Genomic DNA, 26,213 nt, shown 5'->3' on the forward strand with positions numbered 1-26,213 from the left:
TTGAGAATATGGTAAGAGTTAACAGAAAACAGGCACTTCAGATGATTAAAGAAGCCTCTATTTATGAGCTTGGAAGGGAGGCAGACAATATTAGAAAAAGCCTACATCCAGAAGGCATTGTTACATTTGTAGTTGATAGAAACATAAACTACACAAACATATGCATAAATCGCTGTAAATTCTGCGCATTCTGGAGGCCAAAAGAGCATAAAGAGGCTTATGTTATAACCCATAAAGAACTTGCAAAGAAAATTGAAGAGACAATACATAAAGGAGGAACTCAGATACTTCTTCAAGGTGGAGTTCATCCTGAGCTTGGGCTTGATTTTTATGTTGAAATGCTCAGGTTTATCAAAGAGAATTTCAGAATTCATGTTCATGGATTTTCTCCTCCTGAAATCTCTTTTCTTGCAAAAAAAGAGGATTTGTCAGTGAAGGATGTTCTCCTTAAACTTAAAGAGGCAGGGCTTGATTCAATTCCAGGGGGTGGTGCTGAGATACTCTCTGACAGAATAAGAAAGATTCAATCACCAAATAAGATAAGCTCAGCAGAGTGGCTCGGTGTTATGCGTGAGGCACATTTTCTTGGAATGAAAACATCAGCTACAATGATGTTTGGTAGCATTGATACCGAAGAAGACATAATTGAGCATCTTGACTCCATAAGAAGTCTTCAGGATGAAACCGGCGGATTTACAGCCTTCATTCCCTGGAGCTTTCAACCTTGGAATACAGAGCTTAAAAAAGAAAATCCTGAACTTATGCCTGCTGGTGCTGTAAAATATTTAAGAGTGCTTGCTTTAAGTAGGATTTATCTTGATAATTTCAAAAATATTCAGGTCTCCTGGGTTACCCAAGGAATTAAGATCGCTCAAGTTGGACTTCGTTTTGGTGCCAATGATTTTGGCTCAACAATGCTTGAGGAAAATGTAGTAAGAGCTGCTGGAGTCAGTTACAGGGTAACAATGGAAGAGATTATTGAGGCAATTCGCTCTGCAGGCTTTAGACCTGCTCAGAGGGATACTTACTATAATGTTTTAAGAATGTTTTAATGAGAATTAAATGGGATTATTTTAGTAAAGTTCAGATTCCTGAAAAGTTTGCCAGATATCTGTGGGACTACAAAGAAGAGGCTTCCCTTGAGATATTAATTCTCAGAGTCTTAAAATATGGTAGTTTTGAGGAAGTTAATGCGATTTTTGAACTTTATCCCGAGGAAACATATAAGATTGCTATGAAATATCCTGAAATAAAAAGAGGTGTTAAATTTTGGATAAAAAGATGGAAAATTGAAACTCTTTTAAAATTTTTATAAGTGAGGGGTAAAAATGAGTGAATTTTATGATGTAATCATAATTGGAGGAGGACCTGCGGGACTTACTGCAGGAATCTATGCTTCAAGAGCAAATCTGAAAACCTTGATATTAGACAAATCAAAAACCGCAGGAGCTCTTGCCTATGCATCTTTGATTGAGAATTATCCTGGTATGGAGAAACCGCTTACAGGTAAGGAACTCCTTGAGAGGATTCGTGCACAGGCTCTCTCTTTTGGTACAGAATATAGAGAGGAACAGGTTGTTGGAGTTGATTTAGTCTCGGAAACAAAGGAAGTTATCACCATGAGTGGTAGTTACAGGGGTAAAACTGTAATAATTGCAACAGGCTCCATGGGAAGAAAGCCAACTATAAAGGGTGAGGGAGAACTTCTTGGAAGAGGTGTAAGCTACTGTGCAGTGTGTGATGCACCATTTTTTAGAGGAAAGACTGTGGCGGTGATTGGAGACAGTGAAGAGGCAGCAAAAGAAGCGGTCTATCTTACAGAGTTTGTTGAACTCTGCTATATCGTTACATCTTCATCAAAGCTTAAGTTAGAGGAAAGCCATCCCGTATTTTCAAACAGCAAAATCATGATTCTTACAGGCTACACAGTTAAGGAGATTATAGGAACTGATTTTGTTACAGGGCTGCGCATAAATAAGGATGAAGGTGAGGAAACCTTAGAGGTAAGTGGAGTTTTTGTATTTATTCAGGGCTCTCAACCAGTGACTGATTTTCTCGGTGAATCATTGAAAGTTGATGAAAGAGGCTTTATTATGGTAGACAATTTTATGCAGACAAGCCTTCCAGGAGTTTTTGCAGCAGGAGATGTGGCAAGCCCGTATTTTAGACAGGTTGTTATAGCCTGTGCTCAGGGAGCAGTTGCTGCACTCTCTGCTGAAAAATACATTAGAGGAAGAAGTAGAATAAAGGCTGATTGGCATGGGTGAAAGCATGAGTGATAATGGTAAGAATTTCAGTAATTGGGAAGGCGAAGCCTTTGAACAGATGCTTTTTGACTATCTTGATAATGGCTATCTTGAAAACATCATAACTTTTTTTGAACATGAACCTGAACAGCTTAGTTTAATTCCTAAGATGCTTTCTGATGAAAGACTTAGACTCAAAGTAGGAGCATTTGCCATAATAGAAGAGTTAAAAGAAAAGAATGCTGAAGCTTTAAAATCTATTGTTCCATCTTTGATTGAACTTCTTAATTCTCCAGAAAAAAATATTCGTGGTGATGCTGCTTACGCACTTGAGATAATTGCAGACGTAGATGCAAAACCCGCTTTGATTAAAGCCTTAAAGAAAGAGCAAGACCCTCAAGTAAAAGAGTTTATTGAAGATGCAATAAAAAAACTTCAATGAAATATAAAGTAATTGATGTAGCTGGAGACGTAGGGATAAGGGCAGAAGGCGCAAGTCTTGAAGAATGTTTTATTAATTCCGCATTTGGGCTTTATAGTCTCATAACCGATTTAGCTCAAATAGAACCTGCAGAGGAGATAGAAATTATCATAAATGAAGATAATCTTGAAAATATGCTTGTAAGTTTTCTTAACGAGCTCATTTTTCAGTTTGATACTTATGGATTTCTTGGTAAAGCCATATCCATAGAGATCAAAGATAATTATCTAACAGCAAGAATTAAAGGTGAAAAATTCAATCCTGAAAAACATGAAAGAAAACTTCTTGTTAAAGCAGCGACTTATCATAATCTTGTTTTAAAACAGGAAGACTCTTTCTGGATAGCAGAGATTATTTTTGATATCTGAGGATATAATAAATTTATAGGCTTGTGAGAGGTTGTTCAATTTCTATGTCTTATTCCAAGGAGATTTAAAAACCCAAGGAATCTGACCTGGAAGGGTCATTTCCTTTGTCATTCCGAGCATCCTCAATGGGTGCGAGGAATCTCTGACCTTAAAGGGTGACCGTAGAAATGAGAAGATTCCTCGTCGTTTACACTCCTCGGAATGACAGGAAGAAGGTTTGGAATAACGGATGGAGGTAATCGAAAAATAGCAGTAATTGTAATTTGTTGAAAATCAATAAATTACAAGTTTTTGAACAGACTCAATTATTAAGAGGAGGTGCTCTATGCCAAAAATTGAAGGAACAGAAAGAATAGACCTTTATAGAATAAGAGTTCCCAAAGGATTTGTGCCTGGGATGAAAACTGAGGGAATTATCTTTGTTGATGAAACCCTTGAGCAAGAGCTTGAGCTTGAATCAGTACGTCAGGTGGCAAATGTTGCCACATTACCGGGAATAGTTGGGAAATCCCTTGCAATGCCAGATATTCATACAGGCTACGGATTTCCCATAGGAGGTGTTGCCGCCTTTGATGTAGAAGAGGGAGTGATATCACCGGGAGGAGTCGGATACGACATTAACTGTGGGGTGCGGTTATTAAAAAGCAATCTTACTAAGGAAGAAGTGGAGCCAAAAATCCGTGAACTTATTGATCTTCTCTATACTCACATTCCCTCAGGAGTTGGCTCAACAGGAAAAATAAAGCTTTCGCCAAAGGATGAACGAGAAGTAATAAAGAAAGGTGCTATCTGGGCAGTTGAGCAAGGGTTTGGTGATGCAGAAGACCTTCAAAGGATTGAATCTCATGGATGTCTTGAAGGAGCAGACCCTGATGCCATAAGCCAGAAAGCCTATGAGAGAGGAAGAGCTCAGCAGGGCACACTTGGTTCAGGAAACCACTTTCTTGAGGTTCAGTATGTGGCAGAGGTGTATGAACCTGAGATAGCCACAGTTATGGGGCTTTCAAAGGGACAGGTTACAGTCATGATTCATACAGGTTCAAGAGGATTTGGACATCAGATTTGTGATGATTATGTAAGGGTGATGCTTCAGGCAGCAAAAAAATACGGAATAGAACTTCCTGATAAAGAACTTGCCTGTGTTCCTTTCCGTAGCAGAGAGGGACAGCAGTATTTTTCCGCAATGAAAGGTGCAGCTAACTATGCTTGGGCAAACAGACAGTGTCTTATGCACTGGACAAGGGAAGTATTTCTCAGGCTTTTTAACCTTTCACCAAAAGACTTAGGCATGAAAGTTGTTTTTGATGTAGCACACAATATTGCAAAAGAAGAATTCCATTTTATAAATGGTGAACGAAAAAGGCTTATTGTTCATAGAAAAGGTGCTACAAGGGCTTTTCCTAAGGGACATCCTGAGTTGCCTGATTGCTATAAAGACATTGGACAGCCAGTGCTAATTCCAGGAGATATGGGAAGAGTTTCTTTTGTTCTGGTAGGACTTCCAAAGGCAATGGAAGAAACCTTTGGTTCAACTTGTCATGGAGCAGGTAGGCTTCTAAGTAGAAATCAGGCAATTAAGCAAGCAAGGGGACGTTCAATAAAACAAGAGTTGGCTGAAAGAGGTATAATAGTTAGGTCTGCTGGCAAAGAAACTCTTGCAGAGGAAATGCCTGATGCTTATAAAGATGTATCAAATGTTGTTGATGTAGTTCACAATGCTGGTATAGCCAGAAAAATTGTAAAACTAAAACCAATAGGAGTAATAAAAGGATGAAGCTTAAAGTTGGATGGATTCAGTATGCTAATGTTTATCCCATATTTTACGTGCTTGAAAAAGAAGGTTTGCTTACAGAAGAAATTCATCTTGTAAAAGGAGTGCCTTCTCAACTAAATTGGGCTTTGAGAAATGATTTAATTGATGTGAGTCCTTCATCCTCTGTAGAGTATCTGCTAAATAAGGAACTTTATGATTATGTTGATGGAATCTGTATAAGTTCAAAAGAATATGTGGGAAGTGTTCTTTTTTTCAGTGACCATGATTTAGAAAGGATTGATGGAGGTAAAATTTTACTTACTGATCAGTCAGCAACTTCTCACCTTCTTCTAAGAGTAATTCTTGAAAAATTTATGGGTTTAAATCCTGTTTATGATATCTCTTCCGCACCTCATACAGGAGAAAGTTTCCTGCTAATTGGTGATGAAGCATTGAGATATAGAAAGTTGAATAATGGCAAAAAAGTATATGATCTTGCCAATCTGTGGTATCAGAATACAGGACTTCCTTTTGTATTTGCTCTTTGGATTGTAAGAAGGGAAATCACAAACTCTGAAAATGAACTTTATCCCAAATATATTCAACTAAAAGATAGGCTTCTTTATGCTCGTAAAAAGTGTAGAGAATATTTCTCAGAAATGTTGAAGAATTATTATTTAAGAGATTTCATGACAGAGGAGGAGATTCTTTACTACTGGCAGGAAAACATGGATTATGAGCTAACAGAAAAACACAAAGAAAGCCTTAATTTATTTGATAAATACTTGAGGGAATTAAGTTAAACTGCCTATACCTTCAAGGCATATTTTCTTTGTTAAAATTCTTGCTTCTTCAATGAATACTTCTTTTTCTTCTTTATTTTTAGTCTCTATGTATATCCGAACTTTAGGTTCTGTTCCCGATGGTCTTATCATAATCCAAGAACCATCATTAAAAATAATTTTTACTCCGTCCAAATCTACTATTGAGGCTATTTTTTTCTCTAAATCACCGATTTTAAAAGAATCCCCTATCTTAAAATGTTTTGATAGTGCCATTATATTTTCTTTTACATGCGGACCAAAGCTTTCACGTGGAATTTCTATTCCTGTTCTGTCAGAATAATATTTTCCATAGGATTTTTCTATTTCTTCAAGATAATCGCTAAGATTTTTATTGAATGTTGCAATCATTTCAAGAGCGAGCAAAACTCCTAAAATAGCATCCTTTTCAAGAGTATGATTTTGAATGGATATACCATCTGATTCTTCAAAAGCAACTATAGCTTTTTTTGTAGCATTAGGTAAAAGATAGGGTCTAAAATTTTTAAATCCAACTTTTGTTTCAATAACTTCAACTCTAAAAGCTTCTGCAATGCTGTTAACAAAATTGCTCGTGCCTACACTTTTTACCACAACTCCTCTTAGTCCTTTGTAATTATAAAGATAATGAAACGCCATTGCACCGAAGTAATTCATAGGTATCTGTCTCTTTAAATCGGCAAACCTAACCCTGTCTCCATCAGGGTCTATGATTGCCGAAAATCCAAGAGTATTTTCCCTTAGATGAGAAAGAGCAAGCTTCAGATTTTCTTCACTTGGTTCAGGTGATAGTCCTTCAAAGAGAGGATCATCTTCTCTTCTAAGACATATAAAAGTACCTGGACTAACAGAAAGTATTTTCGCTAATTTACCCCTCGTAGCACCATGCATGTGATCAACAGCAATAGTGTGGGGGTTATTGGACAAGAAATTTTTTATCTTATCAATGTCTATCATGTTTCTTTTCTTTATAAAATTAATATATAGTTCCGTAGCATCTATTTTATTGATTGCAACTGGTGGACAAGATTTAATAGAATTTGCATTTTTCATTAGTTCGTTCGCAATTCTTTCAATAGGTTTTGTTAGTTCCTCAGAAGCAGGACCTCCATCAGAGGGATTAAGTTTTAGTCCACCGTAATTTGGAGGATTATGGCTTGGAGTTAAATTTATTGATGCAGAGGCAGATAGCTCTACCACAGCAGCTGAAAATTCTGGTGTTGAAGCTTCACCAGCATAATAACAATTTATTCCTTCAGATTGGAGAATTCCAATCACTTCATACGCAAATTCCTTTCCAAGCAAACGATTGTCATGTCCTACAATAACTCCTCTTTCTTTAAATTCATTAAAAGATTTTATACCAAAGGAATTGAGAATCTGCCTGTCTTCTCCCTTAACTGCTTCAATTATTGCTTTAGTTATTACTCTAACATTCTGCATAGTAAAATCTGAGCCAATTTCACCCCGCCAGCCTGATGTGCCAAAGTGAATCAGAGCAGGTTCAGTGTTTTCTTTTGCAAACTTTTCAATATCTTTTAACAGATGCTGATTTTTATTTGGAGCTTTAAGTACTTCTTGCCAGAGATTGGATGCTTTCATATGCTTCTCCAATGTTTTATTTTAATTATAAAATATTAAACAATTCAAATTAAAAAAACATCTCATCTATGACTTTTTCAGACATTTGGAAAAGTATTAGCAATTTAAAAAATTAATGGTATAATATGAAAAAATATGAAGCTGTTCAATTACTAACTGTTATTCCGAGGGGGACTTAATGACCCTGAGGAATCTGATCCGTAAGGGTCATCTTTTTCTTTTGCCATTCCGAGCACCCTCAATGGGTGCAAGGAATCTCTGACCTGAAAGGGTGACAGTGGAAATGAGGAGATTCCTCGTCGCTCACGCTTCTCGGAATGACAGATGGAGGTAATTGGGAAATAATAGGACTTGTAGTTTATTGATTTTCAATAACTTGCAAGTTTTTGGATAGACTCAAAAATATAACAAGGAGGCAAAAATGGCAATAAAACTTCGGGCAGAGGACGTTTACAAAAAATGTGATGATAATATATTTGATTTTGAGACAACTCAAGAACTTTCACCTCTTACAGGAACAATCGGACAAGACAGAGCAATAGCTTCTTTAGAATTCGGTTTAAATTTGCCTGCAAAAGGATTTAATATATATGCTCTTGGTGCACCTGGAACAGGTAAAATGCGTGCAATAAGAACACTTCTTTCTGAAAAAGTAAAACAAGAATCTGTTCCACCTGATTGGTGCTATCTTTATAATTTTAAAAATCCTGACGCTCCAATTGCTGTTAGTTTACCCGCAGGTAAAGCTACGGAATTTCAAAAAGATATGGAAAATCTTGTTAATACATTGAAAGTAGAAATTCCAAAAGCTTTTGAGTCAAAAGAGTATGACAAACAGAGAAATAAAATTCTTGAAGATTTTCAACAAAAACAAAAAGAATGGTTTTCTACAGTAGAAGAAGATGCAAGAACAAAAGGTTTTGCAATTCGTAAAGCTCTTGCAGGACTTATAATCGTTCCGGTTAAAAGAGACGGAGAACCGCTTACAGAAGAAGAGTTTCAGGCACTTGACATTGAAACAAGAAAACGAATTGACGAACTTGGCAAAATGCTTCAGGACAAACTTGATGATGTGGTAAGAGCTGTTAAAGAAGCAGAAAAAATCGTTAAAGACATGCTTCTTAGACTTGAACGCCAGATTGCTCTTGATGTAATAGAACAACCAATCGAAGAACTTAAAAAGAAATATTCTTTCAATGAAAGAATTGTGAATTATCTGGATGCTGTAAAAGAGGATATACTTAATAATGTTCAGGACTTCAAAATACAAGAAGAGACAGTTCCTCCAATGCCTCCTTTTATGAAAATTCAGAGAGAGGTTTCTTTTGCCAAATACAGCGTAAATGTTCTTGTTAACAACTCTGCAACAGAGGGTGCTCCTGTTGTTTATGAACCCAATCCAACATATCTTAATCTTTTTGGAAGAATTGAATATAAGATTCAGTATGGTATGGCAATTACTGATTTTACAATGATCAAACCAGGTTCACTACACAAAGCCAATGGAGGATATCTTGTAATAGATGCTATGGCTTTGATAAAAAATCTTTTTTCCTATGATTCTTTGAAAAGAGCTCTGCGAAGCAAGGAAATTCGGATAGAAGATGTGTGGGAACAATACAGGCTTATTACAACAACTACTTTAAGACCTGAACCAATTCCTTTGAATGTTAAAGTAATTCTCACAGGAACACCGTTTCTTTATTACATACTTTACAACTATGATGATGAATATAGAGAATTATTTAAAGTTAAGGCAGATTTTGATATAAGAATGCCAAGGAATGAAGAAAACATAATAAAATATGCTCAGTTTGTTGCTCTCTGTCAAAAAGAAGAAGAACTTTTACCATTTCATCGCTCTGCTATTGCAAAGATTGTTGAGTATGGTTCAAGACTTGCAGAACATCAAGAGAAGCTTTCAACTCAATTCAGTAGCATAGCAGACCTGATAAGAGAGTCTCATTTTTGGGCAAAAAAAGACGGAAAGGACATTGTTTATGCTGTGCATGTTAATAAAGCCCTTGAACAAAGAGTTTATAGATCAGCAAGTATAGAAGAAAAATTAAGAGAACTAATTCTTGAAGATGTTTTAATTGTAGAGACATATGGCAAAAAAGTTGGACAGATAAATGGACTTGCTGTCATTGACCTTGGAGACTACAGCTTTGGGAAACCTTCTCGTATCACCGCAAGAACATATCTTGGTAAGGCTGGAATAGTAAATATTGAAAGAGAAACAAAAATGTCAGGGAAAATACATGAAAAAGCAGTTATGATTCTTTCAAGCTATCTTTGGAGCAAATACGCAATAAAAAAACCAATAAGCCTCAGCGCCTCCCTTACATTTGAACAACTTTATGAAATGATAGAAGGTGATAGTGCTACATGCGCTGAACTTTACGCACTTTTAAGTAGTATTGCAGATATTCCTCTTAAACAGAATATTGCTGTTACAGGTTCAATGGATCAAAAAGGAGAAGTTCAGCCAGTTGGCGGAATAAATGAGAAAATTGAGGGTTTTTTTGAGCTTTGCAAAATTAGAGGACTTGATGGAAGTCATGGAGTAATAATCCCAAGAAGAAACATTAAACATCTGATGCTCAAAGAGGAGATACAAAAGGCGATTGATGAAGGCAAGTTCCATATTTATGCCATTGAATACGCAGAAGAAGGACTTGAGATACTGACAGATATGAAAGCAGGTGAACTAATGCCAGATGGGACATATCCAGAAGGAACTATAAACTATCTTGTTATGAAAAAGCTTGAAGAGATGTCAGAACTCCTGAAGAAAAAAGAAAAAGAAGAAGAAAAAAAGAACGAAAAATAAACTATTATCATTTAAACTTAAATGCTTTAATAATAAAAGAAATCACAAAAAAAACAACTAAAATAGTTGAAATTGATGCACCAAGAGGAATTCCTGAGTAAAAAGAAAGGAAAATTCCTGAATAGGACGATAAAAGAGAAATAATAATTGATACAATAACCGTATTTTTAAGGCTTCTACATATATGCATAGCAATCAAAGGTGGAATTATCATCAGAGAGCCAATTAAAAGAGCTCCCATTGTTTTTATTGATATAGAAATTGATAATGCAACAGTTGTTGCAAAGAGCATTTTAATGACTGCTACATTAATTCCAGAGGCATGAGCAAGCTCTTCATCAATGCAGAAACTAATCAGTTTTTTATAGTATTTTAAGATAAAAACTCCACATACAAAAGCTCCAGATAAAATAAGATAAACATCTTCCTTTGTCACAGTAGAAAGACTTCCAAAAAGTATATTTATTATGGAACCCGTGCTGCCAGAAAAAGTTATAAAGACCACTGAAAGAGCAACTCCTGAATACAGAAAAAAAGAGAGAGAACCTTCTGCTGGAAGTCTGTCTTTAGTCCTGAGTTGTTCAACAGAAATAGACACCCCTATGCTCAATAAAATAAGTAAAACAAGAGAGTTTATTTTGAAGAAAAGGCTTAATGCAAGTGCTAAAAAACCTACATGAGCAAGAGTATCTGCAAAAAAAGCATATTTACGAAAAAGCAGAAAAATTCCAAAAATCGGAGATAAAGGTGCTATAAAACTAACAACTAAAAAAGCTCTTTTTATTATGTTGAATTCAAAAATTTCAAGCATTTTTGTGCGGGAAAACAGTAGATTCAGGATATAACATAGCCATATACTCATCTTTAAGAATTTTCTGGGGTTCTCCAAGACATACAACTCTTCTATTCAGACACAGAATACATCTCGCTTCATGAGCAAAAGTCCCTATATCATGAGTAACTACAAGGATTGTAATTCCAAAATCTCTGTTGAGAATCTCAAGCATTTTAAGTAATTCCTCCATTGAATAAGGGTCTATGCCTGTAGTTGGTTCATCAAGAAGTAAAATTCTCGGCTGCGAAGCAATAGCTCTGGCAAGAAACGCTTTCTGACGCTCTCCTCCAGAAAGTTCCCTGAGGATTTTTTTTCTTAAATGAGAAATTTTAAAAACATCCAATGCCCAATCAAGATTTTCTTTTTTAATCTTTTCATATCCACTTTTAACAAGTTCTTCTACTGTAACTGGAAATTCATAGATTGTCTGAGATATTCTCTGAGGTAGATATCCAATAGGTTCTGATTTTATGTAATCTTCTGGATTCTGCCCATAAATCAATACCTGACCTCTGTGAGGCTTTATTATACCTAAGATTAACCTTAGTAAAGTTGTTTTCCCTGCTCCGTTTGGTCCTATAATTCCAAGATAGCATCCCTCTTCTATTTCAAGATTAATATTTTCAAGCACAAAAATGCTATCAAAAGAATAATAAACATTTGTTAAACTTATCGCTTTCATTTACAATTTAAAGCAGTTTTTAAAACTTCAAGATTATCTCTCATTGCTTGAAAGTAATCTATTGTAGATATTTGATGAAATGTATTGAATTTTAATATCTTTACACCAGTTTCCTCTGATAAAGTTTTCGCAATTTTTTCTCCCTCTGGCTCACAGATAATGTATCCAATAGAGCTTTGCTTTATTAAATTTTTCAGTTTTTGAATTTTCTTTAATGGCGGCTCTTCTTCAGGTTCATGAACAATAAAGTGAAAATTAAATCCATACCTGGCACTAAGATAATTTAAAAATTCATGACTTCCGATAACTTCTTTCAATGAACAGTTTGACAAAGCTTTTTTATAGTCCCTATCAAGTTCTTTAAGCTTTTCACTGTACAGAGAAAAATTCTTCTCATACATATCTTTTTTATCAGGATAAAGTTCCTGAGCTTTATCTTTGATTACTTTAATAATTTCCAAAACTAAAATAGGGTCTAACCATATATGCGGGTCTATTTCACTACCTAATGCATATTTTTTAAATGCAATATAATCTTGAAGTCTCACTACCTTTATGCCTTTTAGAGTAAGCTCGTCTTTTATTTTGTCTATCCATCGGTCAATATCTGTATTTCCAAGATAGACTACCATGTTTGCATTAAAAAGTTTTTGAATATCCTTTAAAGAAGGCTCAAAATTATGTGGATCAATCTGAGAAGGAATTAATACCTGAATCTGAGCTTCGGGCATTATCCATTTTGTAAAATGCTGAAGAGGATAAAGGCTTGTATAAACTGAGATTGCAGATTTTGAAACTATCTCACTCTTTTGTGAACAAGATATGAAAACTAACATAATGCATACAAAAACAAGAAAGATAAAATTATTCCTCTTCATATATCTCCTAACACACCTCAATTCTACATTGAAAAAATATCTTTTAATTTATCTTTCAAGCCTTTTGAACCTTTTTTTATTTCTTCTCCAGATATCCTGGCAAACTCTTCAAGAAGTTCTCTCTGACGTTCATTTAGTTTTTTGGGAACATCAATGTAAACAGTTACAATCTGGTCTCCTCTGTGAGTACCTCCTACTCTTGGAAGCCCTTTACCCCTGAGCTTAAAAACTCTACCTGATGGAGTTCCTGCTGGTATTTCTATTTTTTCTTTTCCATCAAGTGTAGGAACTTCCACTTCTCCGCCAAAAACTGCTCTAACAAATGAAATAGGAATGGAACAATAAAGATTTATACCTTCTCTCTTGAAAAATTCGTGTTCTTTAACATTGACAAAAATATAAAGATCGCCTCTTGGTCCACCAAATTCACCTATTTCTCCTTCACCACTGACCTTTAATTTACTTCCGGAATCAACACCTGGAGGAATTTTTATTGTTAATTCATGTTCTACTTTTATCTTTCCATTTCCTGCACAATCAAAACAAGGATCTCTGATAATTCTTCCTGTTCCACCACATTTTGAACATGTCTTTGACACTGAAAAAAATCCTTGATTATATCTGATATATCCGCTGCCACCGCAAGATGAACATATAGTTGGCTCACTACCAGGTTTTATTCCAGAACCATTGCATGTTCCACATATTTCCCAACGGGGAAATTTAATTGTTTTTTCAACTCCTCTGGCTGCTTCTTCAAGAGTGATTGTAATGTCATATCTTAAATCAGCACCTTTTGTAGGTTTATTTTTTCTGAACCCAAAACTTCCAAAAAATCCTTCAAATATGTCTTCAAATATATCTGTAAACGTTGTATAAGTTTCAAATCCAAATCCATTCCCTGTAGGTCCTTCTGCTGTTCCATATCTATCATAGTTAGCTCTCCTTACAGGGTCACCAAGACAAGCATATGCTTCGTTTATTTCTTTGAATTTTTCTTCTGCGGATTTATCTCCTTGATTTAAATCAGGATGATATTTTCTTGCAAGGCGCCGGAACGCCTTTTTTATCTCTTCCTGAGAGGCGTCCCGGCTTACACCAAGAATGCTATAGTAATCTTTCATTTATTATCTTTATCCTCTACCTCAGCTTCTATTACATCTTCCTCTTTTTTTGACTGTGTTGTACTACCTGCTCCTTGCTGGGATGCTCCTGCTTTTTTATAAAGTTCCTCAGCCACTCTATGAGAAGCTTTAGCTAACTCTTCTACAGCTGCTTTTATCTCATTTACATCATTGCTTGTATCCTTTATCCTACGACACTTTTCAATTGCTTCTTCTATTCTTTTCCTTTCATCTTCTGAAACCCTATCACCCATATCTCTTAATGTTTTTTCAACAGTATATATCATGTTGTCCGCTTCATTTCTTGCCTCAGCAATCTGCTTTTTGCGCCTGTCTTCCTCTGCATGTGCCTCAGCTTCTCTAATCATTTTCTTAATCTCTTCCTCACTGAGACCACTTGAAGCAGTAATTCTTATTGACTGTTCCTTACCAGTAGCAAGGTCCTTTGCAGAAACATGCAAAATTCCATTGGCATCTATATCAAAGGTAACCTCTATCTGAGGAATTCCTCTTGGGGCAGGAGGTATTCCAACAAGTTCAAATACCCCAAGAAGCTTATTGTCTGCCGCCATCTCTCTTTCACCCTGATATACTTTAATTGTAACAGCTGTCTGATTATCAGCAGCAGTTGTAAATATTTGAGACTTCTTAGTGGGTATAGTTGTATTACGCTCAATAATCTTTGTAAATACACCACCAAGTGTTTCAATTCCAAGTGAAAGAGGAGTTACATCAAGAAGTAAAACTTCTTTTACCTCTCCCTTTAAAATTGCTGCCTGAATCGCTGCTCCAACAGCAACAACTTCATCAGGATTAACACCTTTATGAGGTTCTTTTCCGAAGAAATCTTGAACAACTTTCTGCACTTTCGGAGTTCTTGTCTGTCCACCAACCAAAATTACCTCATCTATCTGACTTTGAGAAAGTCCTGCATCAGAAAGAGCTTTTTTGCAAGGCTCAAGGCTTTTCTGGATTAAATCATCAACAAGCTGTTCAAGCTTGGCACGAGTTAATTTCATGAGTAAGTGCTTTGGACCTGAAGCATCAGCTGTTATAAAGGGAAGATTTATCTCTGTTTCCATTGCTGAACTTAATTCAATTTTTGCCCTTTCTGCTGCTTCTTTCAGTCTCTGAAGTGCCATTCTATCTTTTCTTAAGTCAATACCTTCCTGTTTTTTGAACTCCTCTATAAGCCAGTCCATAACTCTTATGTCAAAATCATCTCCACCAAGATAGGTATCTCCATTGGTTGCCTTTACTTCAATAACTCCTTCTCCTATCTCAAGAATTGAGATATCAAATGTTCCACCACCAAGGTCATAAACAGCTATTTTTTCTTCTTTTTTCTTGTCAAGCCCATAGGCAAGTGCTGCAGCGGTTGGCTCATTTATTATTCTCAGAACATTAAGTCCTGCAATTCTTCCTGCATCCTTTGTTGCCTGACGCTGACTATCATCAAAATAAGCAGGCACTGTAATAACAGCTTCTGTTACAGGCTCGCCAAGATAGTCCTCAGCAGCCTGTTTAAGCTTTTGAAGTATCATCGCAGAGATTTCAGGTGGAGAGTATCTCTTTCCCATTATTTCAACGTGTGCATCACCATTTGGAGCTTCAACAATTTTATAGGGAAGTCTCTTCTTTGCCTCCTGAACCTCCTGAGAGTTGTATTTTCGTCCCATCAATCTTTTTATAGAAAAGATAGTATTTTCAGGATTAGTTATTGCTTGCCTTTTTGCAACCTGTCCAACCAATCTTTCACCTTTATCAGTAAAAGCAACTACAGAAGGTGTTGTTCTTTGTCCTTCCTGATTCGGTATTACTACAGGCTCACCACCTACAACTACTGCAACAACAGAGTTTGTTGTGCCAAGGTCTATTCCTATTGCTTTTCCCATAATTAATCCTCCTTTTCAATTCTGTCATTCTGAACACCCGATGGGTGTGAAGAAGAACTTCCCTCTTCAGAGGGCTTAGCTTTCTTAGAAACAGCTACCAGAGGTTCTCTTAGCAGCTTATTTTTATACAAATATCCTTTACGCAATTCTTCTACAATGATGTTATCTTCTATATCTTCTGTTTCAACTGTAGATACAGCATGATGCACCTCCGGATTGAAAACCTGGCCAACTGTTTCAATTTGTTTTACTCCGTATTTTTCTAATATTCGCAAAAATTCCTTTAATGTATTCTCAACCCCTTTTTTCATACTTTCAAGCCAATCAGAATTTAGGTCACTACCTGCATGTTTGATAGCTAATTCAAAATTATCTATAATTGGCAATAAATCTTTGATTAATTTTTCATTGGCATAATTTACTAACTCTTCTCTTTCTTTTTGAATCATTCTTTTGTAGTTTTCAAATTCAGCATAAAGTCTAAGATATTTCTCTTTCTGTTGAGATAGTTCATTTTGAAGATTCTCAACAACATCTCTTGGTTTATCTTCAATTGCTGAACCTTCATAAGAAATTTCTTCAGTTTCTTTGTTTTCAGTAGATGTATCTTTTTTTATTTCATCCATTTAAATAAACCTCCTAATCTGAAAGTGTTCTTGTTAATGACCTTGCAAAGGCATTAACTAACATAATTGCCCTTTGATAGTTCATTCGCTTTGGACCAACAAGAGCAATAACACCAAGTGATTTGTCTTTTTCTTTATATGGTGAAGCAATTATACTAAAACTTCTAAATTCTTCTACAGGATTTTCCTGCCCTATAATTACTTTTACCTCATCGTCTTCAGAAATATTTTCAAAAAGTTTAAGCAAAAGATGCCTGTCTTGTATTGTTTTTGCAACCTCTCTAAGTTTTTCTATATCAGAAAAATCTGGCAAGTGCATTATATGATAAAATCCTGATACATAAACATCTTCTCTGGAGAAATATAATGCTTCCTGACACATTTTTAAAATCTTGGAAATTAATCTATCCCAGAAAATTTTTTCCTTTTTTATCCTCACAATCAGGTCATCTCGTATTTCGTCAATGGTTTTTCCGTGATAATTTCTATTAACAAAATCTGCAAGACTGTTAAGTTCCTTCTGGGTTATTTCAGGATAAACTTTTATAATCTTATTTTTAACAATACCTTTATCATTCACAACAACAGCTATTACAAGGTCATCTTTAAATTTTATAAAATCTACCCGATGAAGAGCGGTTTTTTCTGTTGCTGGCAAAAGCGCCAAACCAAGATATCTGGTAGCCTGAGATAAACTCTGAGTTGTTTCTAAAAAGAGAGAGTTCATGTTGTTTCTGAGTTTTCTTAACTTTTTTGTTAAATTTTCTATAACTCTTTTAATTTCCAATGATTGAGAAAACAATTCACTCTGAAATATATAGTCAACATAAAATCTATATGCCTTATCTGTTGGCACTCTTCCAGCTGAAGTGTGAGGTTGGGAAAGAAATCCTGCATCTTCTAAATCTGACATTATGTTCCTTATTGTAGCAGAACAGACATCAAATCCATATTTTTTCATAATATAACGCGAACCTACAGGTTCAGGTTTTTCAATGTAACTTTCCACAACCGCGTAAAGCACCTTTTTAGTTCTTTCATCAAGCATTGTATCTCTCATTTTAGCACTCCTCATATTTAAGTGCTAATGTTTAAAATTATCACGATAACCTTAAAAAAGTCAAATATTCTACCAGATAAGCTCTTTATTTAAAAGTTTTTTATAAATATCTCGGGGCAAAAAGCAGGATTTATGCAAATCTGCTGTATAAAGTTTTGTCTCTATTTTTACAGGTTTTCGTATTTCGCGAGGGTCTAAAGATTTTGAGCCAACAGAAAAGCTCCACCAGTTTCCAGCATAAGTTGCTATGCTTGCAGTGTAGAGTTCAACAATCGGGAATATTAGCTTCATAGAATTTTGCACTTCATATACAAGCTCTCTATGAAATATAAGAGACTCTGAAAGTGTTACGAACATTCCATTTTCAGTGAGTGCGTCTCTTACAAATTTAAAAAACTCAACTGTAAAAAGGCTCTTTGCAAAACCTATTATATCTGTTGAATCAACAATTATTACATCAAGAGAGTTTTTCATCTCTTTTATAAACTCTGCTCCATCCATACATCTAATCTCAACCCTTGAGTCATCTATGGCTGAAGAAACAGATGGAAAAAATTCTTTTGAGACCTTTATAACCTCTTCATCAATCTCAATAAAGTAAAGTTTTTTTACAGAGTCATGTTTAAGAACTTCCCTTACTGCACCACCATCTCCGCCTCCTATAACAGCAACATTTTTAGCTTCAGGGTGAGCGTGCATAAGAACATGGGTTAGCATTTCATGATAAATAAACTCATCTCTTTCAGTAAGTTGGACAACACCATCAAGGACAAGAATTTTTCCAAAATAAGGATTTTCAAAAACCATTATCTCCTGAAATTTACTTTTACCCTTATAAAGAACTTTTTCCACTTCATATACATACTGTATCGGAGCATAAGGGTCCTTCTCAAAAAATTTAATCATGGCAAACCTCCTAAATTAAAAATGTTTTTGGCGTGGAAAATCCATTAAACTCTGATGCATAAGATATCGTATATGCACCTGCGGATAGAATAAGAATAAGGCTTCCAACATCTGGCTCAGGAAGCACAACCTCTCTGTCTATTACATCAAAACTATCACAGCTTGGTCCTGCAATTGTCCATTCTTTTTCTTCTCCTCTGCTTCCTACGATATACTGATACTTAATACCTCCTATGCTTTCCATTAATCCGTTAAAGACACCCACATCTATATAAAGCCAATTTTCATCTCCTCTCTGAGCCTTACCAATAATTCTTGATACAAAAACTCCAGCATCTCCTACAACAGCTCTTCCAGGCTCTATAAAAATTTCTGTATCAGGAAAATATTCTTCAAGAATAGAGTTAATTTTTGTCTCTATTGTCTCTATAGAAGGAACTTTTTTTGTGTACTCTATAGGATAGCCACCGCCAATATTCAACATTTTTATTTCAATTCCATTTTTTCTCACAAGTTCTTTTAATTGTCCTGCTTTGTGTATCGCTGTATGCCAGTTATAAACATTACTACATTGAGAACCTACATGGAATGTTATTCCTATAGGGTCAAGTCCTCTTTGTTTAGCGTAAATAAGCAACTGGGCAGCTTCTTCCATCTCAACACCAAATTTTTTACTCAATGGCCATTCACTTCCTTCATTAGGAACAGTCAGTCTCACATAAACTTTTTTACGTGGTGTATACTTCGCAAGTTTTTCAACTTCTGCTATAGAATCAAAAGCATAATACTCAATACCATATTCAACCGCTTCTTTAAGAAATTTAAAGGTTTTTACAGGATTACTTGTTATAATCCTTTCAGGCTCAACATTCAACTGCTTTAAGATTGCCAGTTCACCCTCTGAGGCTATTTCAAAACCTACATTAAAACTGTTTAGATACCTAATAACATCTATATCTGGGTTAGCCTTAACAGCATAAAAAACTTTTGAGTTTTTAATTCCTCTTCCAATCAGTGAAATCTTTTCTTTTAATATTTCTCTATCAAGAAGAAGATAAGGAGGTTCATCATCGTGAGAAGCTATCCAATTCAGTATTCTATCCATAAGAGTATTTTTGTGATTTGTCATAATTTTAAAATTTTATCATATTCTATGATAGAATAAAAAATGGAAAATGAAAAACTACAGAATTTAAGGGATAAAATTGACAAAATTGATAAAGAAATTCTTAAACTTTTAAACGACAGAGCGAAACTCGCTATAAAAATAGCCGAAATAAAAAAAACTCAGGGACTTTCTTTTTATGACCCCGTAAGAGAAAAAAATATCATAAATAAAATTCTAAAATTAAATAAGGGACCTTTCTCTGATGAGGTAATTAAAACTCTATTTAGAGAAATTCTCTCAGCAACTCTTGCTCTTCAGGAATCACAAAAAATTTCTTATCTTGGTCCTGAAGGAACATTCACTCATCTTGCAGCAATAAAGTATTTTGGAAGCTTTGCACAGTTTGAACCAGAGGATAATATTAAGAATATTTTTGAATCAGTAGAAAAAGGCATAACAAAATTCGGGGTTGTGCCAATAGAAAACTCAAATGAAGGCACTGTTACCTATACTCTTGATATGTTTATGCAGTATGAAGTAAAAATTGCTGGAGAAATAATAATCCCAATAACGCATAACTTACTCTCCCTTACAGGAGAAAAAGAAAAAATAAAAAAAATATATTCACACCCTCATGCAAGAGCACAATGTAGAGAATGGCTACGAAAAAATATGCCTGATATTCCAGTTTATGATGTGGCATCCACTGCTGAAGCAGCAAGACAGGCTTCTTTAGATGAAGATGTCGCAGCAATAGCAAGTGAGTTTGCAGCAAATATTTATGGACTTAAATTTGTTGCAAAACATATAGAAGATTACAAAAACAATTATACAAGATTTTTCATTCTCGGAAAAACATTTCCGAATAAAACTGGTTCTGATAAAACCTCTATAATGTTCTCACTTCAAGATAAACCAGGAACACTTTACAATGCCTTAAAACCTTTCAAGGATTCAGGGTTAAATCTTACAAAAATAGAATCTCGTCCAGCAAAAATGAGAAAATGGGAATACATATTCTTTGTTGATTTTATGGGACATATTGAAGATGAAAAGGTTCGTAAAACCCTTGAAGAAGTAAAAAATTACTGCATAGAGCTTGTACATCTTGGTTCATATCCAATGTTTAAATAAATGGAGGAGCGATTATGATTAAACCGCTATCTTACGTGAAAAAGATTCAACCATATATTCCAGGCAAGCCAGTTAAAGAAGTAGAAAGAGAACTTGGTATAAAAGAATGCATAAAACTTGCTTCTAATGAAAATCCTGTTGGTCCTTCGCCAAAAGTTATTGAAGCAATTAAAGATTTAATATCTAAACCAGTTGAGCTTGCAAGATATCCAGAAGGAAGCGGATACTATCTGAAAAATGCTTTATGTGATTTATTCGCAAAAAAAGGAATAACTCTAACGCATGATGAGATAATTCTTGGTAATGGCTCAAATGAGCTTATAGATATCGCGGTAAGGACATACATAGGACCGGGAGATGAAGCAGTTATGGCTAATCCCTCTTTTGTTGTTTATGCCATGAGTGTAATATCACAGGGAGGAGTTGCAAAAGAAGTACCATTGAAAAACTGGAGACATAACCTTGAAGGAATGCTTAATGAAGTAACAGATAAAACAAAAATTATATTCATAGCCAATCCAAATAATCCAACAGGCACTATAAACTACAAAGAAGAGTTTGATAAATTTATTAAGGCTCTTCCAGAAAATATATTGATTATCATGGATGAGGCTTATTATGAATATGTTACAGATTCCGAATATCCCGATACCTTGAAATATTTTAAAGAAGATAAAGATATATTAATTTTAAGGACTTTTTCAAAAGCTTATGGGCTTGCAAGTTTAAGAATAGGTTACGGAATTGCAAAAAAAGAAATCATCACAGAAATGAACAGAATCAGAGAACCTTTTAACACAAATACCATAGCCCAAATTGCTGCAGAAGCTGCATTAAAAGACGAAGAACATTTAAAAAAAGTGCTTGAAATAAATGAAAAAGGTAAAGACTATCTCTATAAAGAGCTTGATAAAATCTCATCTATTAAGTATTTACCTACTCAAACAAATTTCATCTATATAGTTTTACCTGAAAATACAACATCAAAGGAAGTCTTTGATTTTCTTCTAAAACAAGGAGTCATTGTAAGACCTGTTGGACCAAAACAAATAAGAGTAACTATAGGATTACCTGAAGAAAATAAATCCTTTATTGAAGCATTTAAAAAATTTTTAGGAGGTTAAAATATGGACATTATTGTATTAAAACCAGATGTAAGTGATGAGCAGATTGAAAAAATTGTTAAAAAACTTGAATTAAAAGGATTAAAACCACATATTTCAAAAGGAACTGAAAGAACAATCATCGGTGTAATTGGAGATACCTCAAAAATAACAGAAGATGAAGAAAATGCAATAAGAGCAATCCCTGGTGTTGAAGAAGTAGTAAGAATTCTTAAACCATATAAGCTTGCAAGCAGAGACTTTAAAAAAACAGATACTGTCATTAAAGTTGATGATCTTGAAATTGGTGGCAAAAAAGTTCATGTTGCAGCAGGTCCATGTGCAGTAGAAAATAGAGTTACCCTTATTAATATTGCTGAAAAAATAAAATCTGCAGGAGCAACTTTTTTAAGAGGCGGTGCATTTAAGCCTCGTACATCACCATATTCTTTCCAAGGACTCGGAGTTGAAGGATTGAAATATCTTGCAGAAGCAAAGGAAAAAACAGGACTCCCTGTAATAAGTGAAATAATGGACCCAAGAGATATAGACATAATGATTGATTATGTTGATATTCTTCAAATCGGCACAAGAAATATGCAGAATTTCAAACTTCTTATGGAAGTAGGCTCAGTGGACAAGCCAGTTTTGCTTAAAAGAGGAATGTCTGCCACAATAAAAGAACTTCTTATGGCAGCAGAATATATTCTTTCAAGAGGAAACGAAAAAGTTATACTTTGTGAAAGAGGTATTAGAACATTTGAAACCGCAACAAGAAATACACTTGACCTCAGTGCTGTTCCTCTCTTAAAGTCCTTAAGTCATCTTCCTGTTGCAGTTGACCCAAGTCATGGTGTAGGAAAGCGTGAACTTGTCAGCCCGATGGCAGTTGCTGCGGTTGCAGCAGGTGCAGACATGCTTTTAATTGAGGTTCATACAAATCCTGAAGAAGCTCTCTCTGATGGCGAACAATCCTTAACTCCGGAACAGTTTAAAGAAATGATGAAAAAAGTTGCAGCTGTTGCAAAAGCTGTTGGCAGGGAAGTTTAAGAATGGAGGATGGATTTAACACTGTATCAATTCTTGGAGTTGGCTTAATTGGAGGTTCATTAGCTTTAGCATTAAAAGAAAAAAAGTTAGTCAATAAAATTATTGGCTATGGAAGAAATGAACAAAGGCTTAAAGAAGCCTTAAAACTTGGAATTATAGATAGCTATACCACATCATTAAAAAAAGCCTCTCAGGCAGAGCTTATTGTTTTGGCAACTCCTGCTGGTATATTTGAAAAAATTATCATTGAAATGCTTAATTATCTTAAAAAAGGAACAATCATTATTGATGTTGGCAGTGTGAAAGAAAGCGTTGTAAATAGTTTTGAAAAAATTTTACCCGCTGGAGTCTTCTTTGTTGGAACTCATCCTATTGCTGGTTCAGATAAAACAGGATTTGAACATGCAAAGGGAGATCTTTTTAAAAAAGCAAAAGTTATTATAACTCCTACTGAAAATACGGATAAATCAGCTCTTGAAAAAGTTTCTAATCTATGGCAAAAAATAGGTGCAGTAGTTGAGTTTATGAGCGCGGATAAACATGATAAAATTTATGCTCTTGTAAGTCATTTACCTCATTTAATTTCTTTTTGTATGGTAAATACAGTAGCAGAAATGGACAAAAATTTTATAAAATATGCTGGTTCAGGATTTAAGGATACAACAAGAATTGCTAAAAGTTCTCCAGAGGTCTGGAGAGATATTTTTATAATGAATGATAAAAATATCTTACAATGCCTTGAAATTTTCGCCAAAAATCTTAAAGAAATAAAAAAAATGCTCTCTAAAAAAGACTCAGAAGGAGTCAAAACATTTATAGAAAAAGCAAAAAATTTAAGAAAAGAAATTGATTCATGAATAGAATAATTAAAAAAGCTAAAACCCTCAAAGGTGAGATAACACCTCCACCTGATAAATCCATATCTCACAGAGCAGTTATGTTTGCTTCTTTAGCAAAGGGACAGTCAAGAATAAAAAACTTTCTCTGGGCAAAGGACCCATTAAGCAGTCTCAACGCAATGAAATCACTTGGTGTAGAAATCACGATAACTGACTCAAAAGAAATTATAGTTAATGGAAAGGGCTTGCATTCTTTAAAAGAGTCTGACAATGTTATTGATTGCGGAAATTCTGGGACAACAATAAGACTATTAAGCGGAATAGTCGCAGGGCAACGATTTCTTACTGTTCTTACAGGAGATGACTCTTTAAGATATAGACCTATGAAACGCATAATTAATCCTCTATCACTTATGGGCGCAAATATTATGGGAAGGGCAGAAAATAAATTCCCCCCTATTGTTATAAAGGGCGGTTTTTTGAAAGGAATAAGCTATGAAATGCCAATAGCAAGTGCTCAGGTAAAAAGTGCTATCTTACTTGCAGGACTCTATGCTAAAGGAGAAACGACTTTAACAGAACCTCATAAAAGCAGGGATCACACAGAAAAAATGCTAAAAAACATGGGCGTGAATATTATCATAAATGATAATACTGTAAAACTCTCTCCTGTAGACCATGAACTTAATTGTTTTGATATCACTATCCCAAATGATTTTTCTTCAGCTGCTTTTTTTATAGCAGGAGCTTGCTTAGTGCCAGACTCAGAAATATTAATTAAACAGGTTAACCTCAATGAAACAAGAACAGGTTTTATTGAGGTTTTAAAAAACATGGGAGCAACTATAGAAATTTTTAATATAACTGAGCAAGGAGGCGAGCCTGTTGGAGACATTTTTGCAAAAAGCTCATCTGAGCTTAAAGGTATTAATGTTCAGGGAGATATTATCCCTAAACTGATAGATGAATTTCCAATTCTATGTGTTGTAGCAACGCAGGCAGAGGGTAAAACCGTTATAAAAGATGCCAAAGACCTGAGGGCAAAAGAATCAGATAGAATTAAAGCAATGACATCAGAGCTAAAAAAAATGGGAGTTAAGATAAAAGAATTTGAAGATGGAGTAGAAATAGAAGGTCCTTGCAAACTTATTGGCACAGAGGTTTACTCTTATAAAGACCACAGAATAGCAATGGCATTAAGCATAGCGGGAGTTATTGCAGAAGGTGAAACTACAATAAAAGACGCAAACTGCGTTGATATATCATTCCCTGAGTTTTATAGCTTACTGGAGATGCTTCAGAAATGAAAAAAGTAGTTGCAATTGATGGACCTTCAGGTGCTGGCAAAAGCACTGTTTCAAAGGAAATAGCAAAAGCTTTGGGTTTTCAATATCTTGATACAGGTGCTTTATATAGGGCAGTGGCATACTATTTTTCTATAAAATTCAATTACATTGATGATTTTTCATTGCTAACTGAGCAAGAAATAGAAGAAGAGCTTAAAAATATAAAAATTCACTATAAAAATGGGAGAGTTTTTTTATCAGGAGAAGATGTCTCAGATTTTATCAGAGATCCTAAAATTGGAGAGATTACTTCTCAGCTTTCTACTCAAAAAGTTGTGAGAGATTTTCTGATGCCATTACAGAGAAGTTTTGCAGAAAAAGTAGATATTGTGGCTGAAGGCAGAGACATGACAACAGTTGTTTTCCCTGATGCATGGAAAAAGTTTTATCTTGATGCATCTCCTCAAGTAAGGGCTAAAAGAAGATTTGAACAATTGATACAATCTGGTAAAAAAATAAGTTTTGAAGAAGCACTAAGGGATGTAATAGAAAGAGATAAAAGAGATTGTTCACGGGAGAATGCTCCGTTAAGGCTCAGTAAAGATGCTTTTTATATTGATACATCAGAGCTTACACTTCAAGAAGTTATCTCAATAGTGTTAAAAAAAGTTGCAGAGGATGCTTGATATCATGTATTATCAAAAACAGTATGCAAAAAAATATTGTTCTGGCAGAAGGCGCAGGATTTTGTTTTGGGGTAAAAAGAGCAATTGACATAGCCTTTGATGTTGCTCAGAAACATAAAGATGGTGTTTTTACCTTAGGTCCTATAATTCACAATCCTCAAGTTGTAGAAAGGCTAAAAGATTTAGGCGTATATCCTGTAGATGAAATTTCTCAAAAAACTATAAAAACATTAATAATAAGAGCTCACGGAATTCCTAAAGAAAAATTTAATGAATTAAAACAGCTTGATTGTGAAATCATAGATGCTACCTGCCCATTTGTTAAAAAAGCTCAAAATCTTGCTGAAAAATTAGCTTCTGAAGGCTATCAGGTTTTAATTATTGGAGATAGAGAACATCCAGAAGTTAAAGGCATTTTTAGTTATGCAGGAGAAAAAGCGATTGTAATTAATCATGCAGACAATGAACTCAAAGAATCTAAAAAAATTCCGATTCTTAATAAAAAAATTGGTATAATTCAACAAACAACCCAACCAATGTCAAAAGTTAAAGAAATAATGAATAAAATAATAAATTCTCTTAATGAATTTGAAGAGATAAGAATTTTTAACACTCTATGTAATTTCACATCAAGAAGGCTGGAAGCAACAGAAAAAGTTGCAAAAGAAGTTGATGTCATGATTGTTGTAGGAGGTAAAAACAGTGCAAACACGACTCAGCTTGCTAATCTTTGCAGAAAAATAGGGGTAAAAACATATCATATAGAAGATGCTCAGGAAATTGACAAAAAGTGGGTTAACTCTGCTAAAAAAATTGGAGTCACAGCAGGAGCATCAACCCCTCAGTGGATAATTGATGAAGTTATTGATAAAATTAAAAAGTTTACAAATTAAGGAG

The 26,213-nt window shown here is 34.8% G+C and carries 25 protein-coding genes; 15 read left to right on the forward strand and 10 right to left on the reverse strand.

The features are described 5' to 3' along the window. The first annotated feature begins 8 nt into the window (after positions 1-8). From mqnC to FLY87_RS01330, 7 genes are all read left to right on the forward strand, one after another. Positions 9-1,052 carry a cyclic dehypoxanthinyl futalosine synthase gene (mqnC, locus tag FLY87_RS01300; protein ID WP_141266144.1) on the forward strand — a complete coding sequence of 348 codons (1,044 nt, stop codon included), beginning with the start codon at positions 9-11 and terminating at the stop codon, positions 1,050-1,052. Continuing rightward, on the forward strand, positions 1,052-1,315 hold the full coding sequence (locus FLY87_RS01305; RefSeq protein ID WP_141266145.1) for a hypothetical protein: 264 nt from the start codon (positions 1,052-1,054) through the stop codon (positions 1,313-1,315). Before mqnC ends, FLY87_RS01305 begins: the two co-directional genes overlap by 1 nt. A 13-nt stretch (positions 1,316-1,328) precedes the next feature. Beyond that, positions 1,329-2,267, forward strand: coding sequence for an NAD(P)/FAD-dependent oxidoreductase (locus FLY87_RS01310; RefSeq protein ID WP_141266146.1), 939 nt, complete (start codon positions 1,329-1,331; stop codon positions 2,265-2,267). Next, complete coding sequence (locus FLY87_RS01315; protein ID WP_012546797.1) at positions 2,260-2,688, forward strand: HEAT repeat domain-containing protein; 429 nt, start codon at positions 2,260-2,262, stop codon at positions 2,686-2,688. The genes FLY87_RS01310 and FLY87_RS01315 overlap by 8 nt, the downstream gene beginning before the upstream one ends. Then, the gene (locus FLY87_RS01320) at positions 2,685-3,095 is read left to right on the forward strand and encodes an archease (protein ID WP_012545771.1); all 411 of its coding nucleotides are present in this window, start codon (positions 2,685-2,687) and stop codon (positions 3,093-3,095) included. The genes FLY87_RS01315 and FLY87_RS01320 overlap by 4 nt, the downstream gene beginning before the upstream one ends. Positions 3,096-3,420: 325 nt before the next feature. Then, positions 3,421-4,869: an RtcB family protein gene (locus FLY87_RS01325; RefSeq protein WP_141266147.1), complete on the forward strand. Its 1,449-nt coding sequence runs from the start codon at positions 3,421-3,423 to the stop codon at positions 4,867-4,869. After that, positions 4,866-5,651: a menaquinone biosynthesis protein gene (locus FLY87_RS01330; RefSeq protein WP_141266148.1), complete on the forward strand. Its 786-nt coding sequence runs from the start codon at positions 4,866-4,868 to the stop codon at positions 5,649-5,651. The genes FLY87_RS01325 and FLY87_RS01330 overlap by 4 nt, the downstream gene beginning before the upstream one ends. Here FLY87_RS01330 and FLY87_RS01335 read toward each other — a convergent pair. Continuing rightward, positions 5,643-7,271: a phosphomannomutase gene (locus FLY87_RS01335; RefSeq protein ID WP_141266149.1), complete on the reverse strand. Its 1,629-nt coding sequence runs from the start codon at positions 7,269-7,271 to the stop codon at positions 5,643-5,645. The genes FLY87_RS01330 and FLY87_RS01335 overlap by 9 nt on opposite strands. A 421-nt stretch (positions 7,272-7,692) precedes the next feature. Between FLY87_RS01335 and FLY87_RS01340 the strand changes: the two genes are divergently transcribed. Beyond that, positions 7,693-10,104: a Lon protease family protein gene (locus tag FLY87_RS01340; RefSeq protein ID WP_028842296.1), complete on the forward strand. Its 2,412-nt coding sequence runs from the start codon at positions 7,693-7,695 to the stop codon at positions 10,102-10,104. Between the two features lie 7 nt (positions 10,105-10,111). Here the strand turns inward: FLY87_RS01340 and FLY87_RS01345 are convergent, their stop codons facing one another. The 9 genes from FLY87_RS01345 to FLY87_RS01385 form a co-directional block, all read right to left on the reverse strand. Continuing rightward, the gene (locus FLY87_RS01345; protein ID WP_012545164.1) at positions 10,112-10,915 is read right to left on the reverse strand and encodes a metal ABC transporter permease; all 804 of its coding nucleotides are present in this window, start codon (positions 10,913-10,915) and stop codon (positions 10,112-10,114) included. Beyond that, positions 10,908-11,621 (reverse strand): metal ABC transporter ATP-binding protein, encoded by a 714-nt coding sequence (locus FLY87_RS01350; RefSeq protein ID WP_012546339.1) that lies wholly within the window; start codon positions 11,619-11,621, stop codon positions 10,908-10,910. The genes FLY87_RS01345 and FLY87_RS01350 overlap by 8 nt, the downstream gene beginning before the upstream one ends. Then, the gene (locus FLY87_RS01355) at positions 11,618-12,457 is read right to left on the reverse strand and encodes a metal ABC transporter solute-binding protein, Zn/Mn family (RefSeq protein ID WP_169720697.1); all 840 of its coding nucleotides are present in this window, start codon (positions 12,455-12,457) and stop codon (positions 11,618-11,620) included. The genes FLY87_RS01350 and FLY87_RS01355 overlap by 4 nt, the downstream gene beginning before the upstream one ends. Positions 12,458-12,522: 65 nt before the next feature. Beyond that, positions 12,523-13,623 carry a molecular chaperone DnaJ gene (gene dnaJ / locus FLY87_RS01360; protein ID WP_141266150.1) on the reverse strand — a complete coding sequence of 367 codons (1,101 nt, stop codon included), beginning with the start codon at positions 13,621-13,623 and terminating at the stop codon, positions 12,523-12,525. Then, positions 13,620-15,518: a molecular chaperone DnaK gene (gene dnaK, locus FLY87_RS01365; protein ID WP_141266151.1), complete on the reverse strand. Its 1,899-nt coding sequence runs from the start codon at positions 15,516-15,518 to the stop codon at positions 13,620-13,622. The genes dnaJ and dnaK overlap by 4 nt, the downstream gene beginning before the upstream one ends. 2 nt (positions 15,519-15,520) lie before the next feature. Further along, the gene (grpE, locus tag FLY87_RS01370) at positions 15,521-16,144 is read right to left on the reverse strand and encodes a nucleotide exchange factor GrpE (RefSeq protein ID WP_141266152.1); all 624 of its coding nucleotides are present in this window, start codon (positions 16,142-16,144) and stop codon (positions 15,521-15,523) included. A 13-nt stretch (positions 16,145-16,157) separates the two neighbouring features. Beyond that, positions 16,158-17,204 carry a heat-inducible transcriptional repressor HrcA gene (gene hrcA / locus FLY87_RS01375; RefSeq protein ID WP_012545755.1) on the reverse strand — a complete coding sequence of 349 codons (1,047 nt, stop codon included), beginning with the start codon at positions 17,202-17,204 and terminating at the stop codon, positions 16,158-16,160. Between the two features lie 69 nt (positions 17,205-17,273). Beyond that, entirely contained in the window at positions 17,274-18,110 is an 837-nt protein-coding gene (gene speE, locus FLY87_RS01380; RefSeq protein WP_029715624.1) for a polyamine aminopropyltransferase, read from the reverse strand. Between the two features lie 10 nt (positions 18,111-18,120). Beyond that, a complete protein-coding gene (locus FLY87_RS01385) occupies positions 18,121-19,239 on the reverse strand; it encodes a type III PLP-dependent enzyme (RefSeq protein ID WP_012545474.1) in 1,119 nt (372 codons plus the stop codon). A 39-nt stretch (positions 19,240-19,278) separates the two neighbouring features. Between FLY87_RS01385 and pheA the strand changes: the two genes are divergently transcribed. Genes pheA through ispH form a run of 7 tightly spaced genes read left to right on the forward strand, consistent with a single transcriptional unit; the run spans position 19,279 to position 26,209 of the window. Beyond that, positions 19,279-20,352 (forward strand): prephenate dehydratase, encoded by a 1,074-nt coding sequence (gene pheA, locus FLY87_RS01390; protein WP_012546845.1) that lies wholly within the window; start codon positions 19,279-19,281, stop codon positions 20,350-20,352. A gap of 14 nt (positions 20,353-20,366) precedes the next feature. Beyond that, on the forward strand, positions 20,367-21,476 hold the full coding sequence (gene hisC / locus FLY87_RS01395; protein WP_028842298.1) for a histidinol-phosphate transaminase: 1,110 nt from the start codon (positions 20,367-20,369) through the stop codon (positions 21,474-21,476). Positions 21,477-21,479: 3 nt separating this feature from the next. Next, positions 21,480-22,505, forward strand: coding sequence for a 3-deoxy-7-phosphoheptulonate synthase (gene aroF / locus FLY87_RS01400; RefSeq protein WP_012546648.1), 1,026 nt, complete (start codon positions 21,480-21,482; stop codon positions 22,503-22,505). A 2-nt stretch (positions 22,506-22,507) separates the two neighbouring features. Next, positions 22,508-23,362 carry a prephenate dehydrogenase gene (locus tag FLY87_RS01405; protein ID WP_012545810.1) on the forward strand — a complete coding sequence of 285 codons (855 nt, stop codon included), beginning with the start codon at positions 22,508-22,510 and terminating at the stop codon, positions 23,360-23,362. Next, positions 23,359-24,651, forward strand: coding sequence for a 3-phosphoshikimate 1-carboxyvinyltransferase (gene aroA, locus FLY87_RS01410; protein WP_012545275.1), 1,293 nt, complete (start codon positions 23,359-23,361; stop codon positions 24,649-24,651). The genes FLY87_RS01405 and aroA overlap by 4 nt, the downstream gene beginning before the upstream one ends. Then, positions 24,648-25,316, forward strand: coding sequence for a (d)CMP kinase (cmk, locus tag FLY87_RS01415; protein ID WP_012546614.1), 669 nt, complete (start codon positions 24,648-24,650; stop codon positions 25,314-25,316). Before aroA ends, cmk begins: the two co-directional genes overlap by 4 nt. A gap of 23 nt (positions 25,317-25,339) precedes the next feature. Further along, a complete protein-coding gene (gene ispH / locus FLY87_RS01420; RefSeq protein ID WP_012544912.1) occupies positions 25,340-26,209 on the forward strand; it encodes a 4-hydroxy-3-methylbut-2-enyl diphosphate reductase in 870 nt (289 codons plus the stop codon). The last annotated feature ends 4 nt before the right edge of the window (positions 26,210-26,213 follow it).

The organism is Thermodesulfovibrio sp. Kuro-1, from assembly GCF_006538445.1.
Taxonomy (GTDB): domain Bacteria; phylum Nitrospirota; class Thermodesulfovibrionia; order Thermodesulfovibrionales; family Thermodesulfovibrionaceae; genus Thermodesulfovibrio; species Thermodesulfovibrio yellowstonii.

Coding starts and splice junctions, on each gene's coding strand:
- FLY87_RS01305 (WP_141266145.1), top strand. CDS start 1,052: ATGAGAATTAAATGGGATTATTTTAGTAAAGTTCAGATTCCTGAAAAG.
- hisC (WP_028842298.1), top strand. CDS start 20,367: ATGATTAAACCGCTATCTTACGTGAAAAAGATTCAACCATATATTCCA.
- ispH (WP_012544912.1), top strand. CDS start 25,340: ATGCAAAAAAATATTGTTCTGGCAGAAGGCGCAGGATTTTGTTTTGGG.
- FLY87_RS01325 (WP_141266147.1), top strand. CDS start 3,421: ATGCCAAAAATTGAAGGAACAGAAAGAATAGACCTTTATAGAATAAGA.
- aroF (WP_012546648.1), top strand. CDS start 21,480: ATGGACATTATTGTATTAAAACCAGATGTAAGTGATGAGCAGATTGAA.
- FLY87_RS01355 (WP_169720697.1), bottom strand. CDS start 12,457: ATGTTAGTTTTCATATCTTGTTCACAAAAGAGTGAGATAGTTTCAAAA.
- cmk (WP_012546614.1), top strand. CDS start 24,648: ATGAAAAAAGTAGTTGCAATTGATGGACCTTCAGGTGCTGGCAAAAGC.
- FLY87_RS01405 (WP_012545810.1), top strand. CDS start 22,508: ATGGAGGATGGATTTAACACTGTATCAATTCTTGGAGTTGGCTTAATT.
- FLY87_RS01310 (WP_141266146.1), top strand. CDS start 1,329: ATGAGTGAATTTTATGATGTAATCATAATTGGAGGAGGACCTGCGGGA.
- mqnC (WP_141266144.1), top strand. CDS start 9: ATGGTAAGAGTTAACAGAAAACAGGCACTTCAGATGATTAAAGAAGCC.
- FLY87_RS01350 (WP_012546339.1), bottom strand. CDS start 11,621: ATGAAAGCGATAAGTTTAACAAATGTTTATTATTCTTTTGATAGCATT.
- FLY87_RS01340 (WP_028842296.1), top strand. CDS start 7,693: ATGGCAATAAAACTTCGGGCAGAGGACGTTTACAAAAAATGTGATGAT.
- FLY87_RS01345 (WP_012545164.1), bottom strand. CDS start 10,915: ATGCTTGAAATTTTTGAATTCAACATAATAAAAAGAGCTTTTTTAGTT.
- speE (WP_029715624.1), bottom strand. CDS start 18,110: ATGATTAAATTTTTTGAGAAGGACCCTTATGCTCCGATACAGTATGTA.
- aroA (WP_012545275.1), top strand. CDS start 23,359: ATGAATAGAATAATTAAAAAAGCTAAAACCCTCAAAGGTGAGATAACA.
- FLY87_RS01335 (WP_141266149.1), bottom strand. CDS start 7,271: ATGAAAGCATCCAATCTCTGGCAAGAAGTACTTAAAGCTCCAAATAAA.
- FLY87_RS01330 (WP_141266148.1), top strand. CDS start 4,866: ATGAAGCTTAAAGTTGGATGGATTCAGTATGCTAATGTTTATCCCATA.
- dnaK (WP_141266151.1), bottom strand. CDS start 15,518: ATGGGAAAAGCAATAGGAATAGACCTTGGCACAACAAACTCTGTTGTT.
- FLY87_RS01320 (WP_012545771.1), top strand. CDS start 2,685: ATGAAATATAAAGTAATTGATGTAGCTGGAGACGTAGGGATAAGGGCA.
- dnaJ (WP_141266150.1), bottom strand. CDS start 13,623: ATGAAAGATTACTATAGCATTCTTGGTGTAAGCCGGGACGCCTCTCAG.
- FLY87_RS01385 (WP_012545474.1), bottom strand. CDS start 19,239: ATGACAAATCACAAAAATACTCTTATGGATAGAATACTGAATTGGATA.
- FLY87_RS01315 (WP_012546797.1), top strand. CDS start 2,260: ATGGGTGAAAGCATGAGTGATAATGGTAAGAATTTCAGTAATTGGGAA.
- hrcA (WP_012545755.1), bottom strand. CDS start 17,204: ATGAGAGATACAATGCTTGATGAAAGAACTAAAAAGGTGCTTTACGCG.
- grpE (WP_141266152.1), bottom strand. CDS start 16,144: ATGGATGAAATAAAAAAAGATACATCTACTGAAAACAAAGAAACTGAA.
- pheA (WP_012546845.1), top strand. CDS start 19,279: ATGGAAAATGAAAAACTACAGAATTTAAGGGATAAAATTGACAAAATT.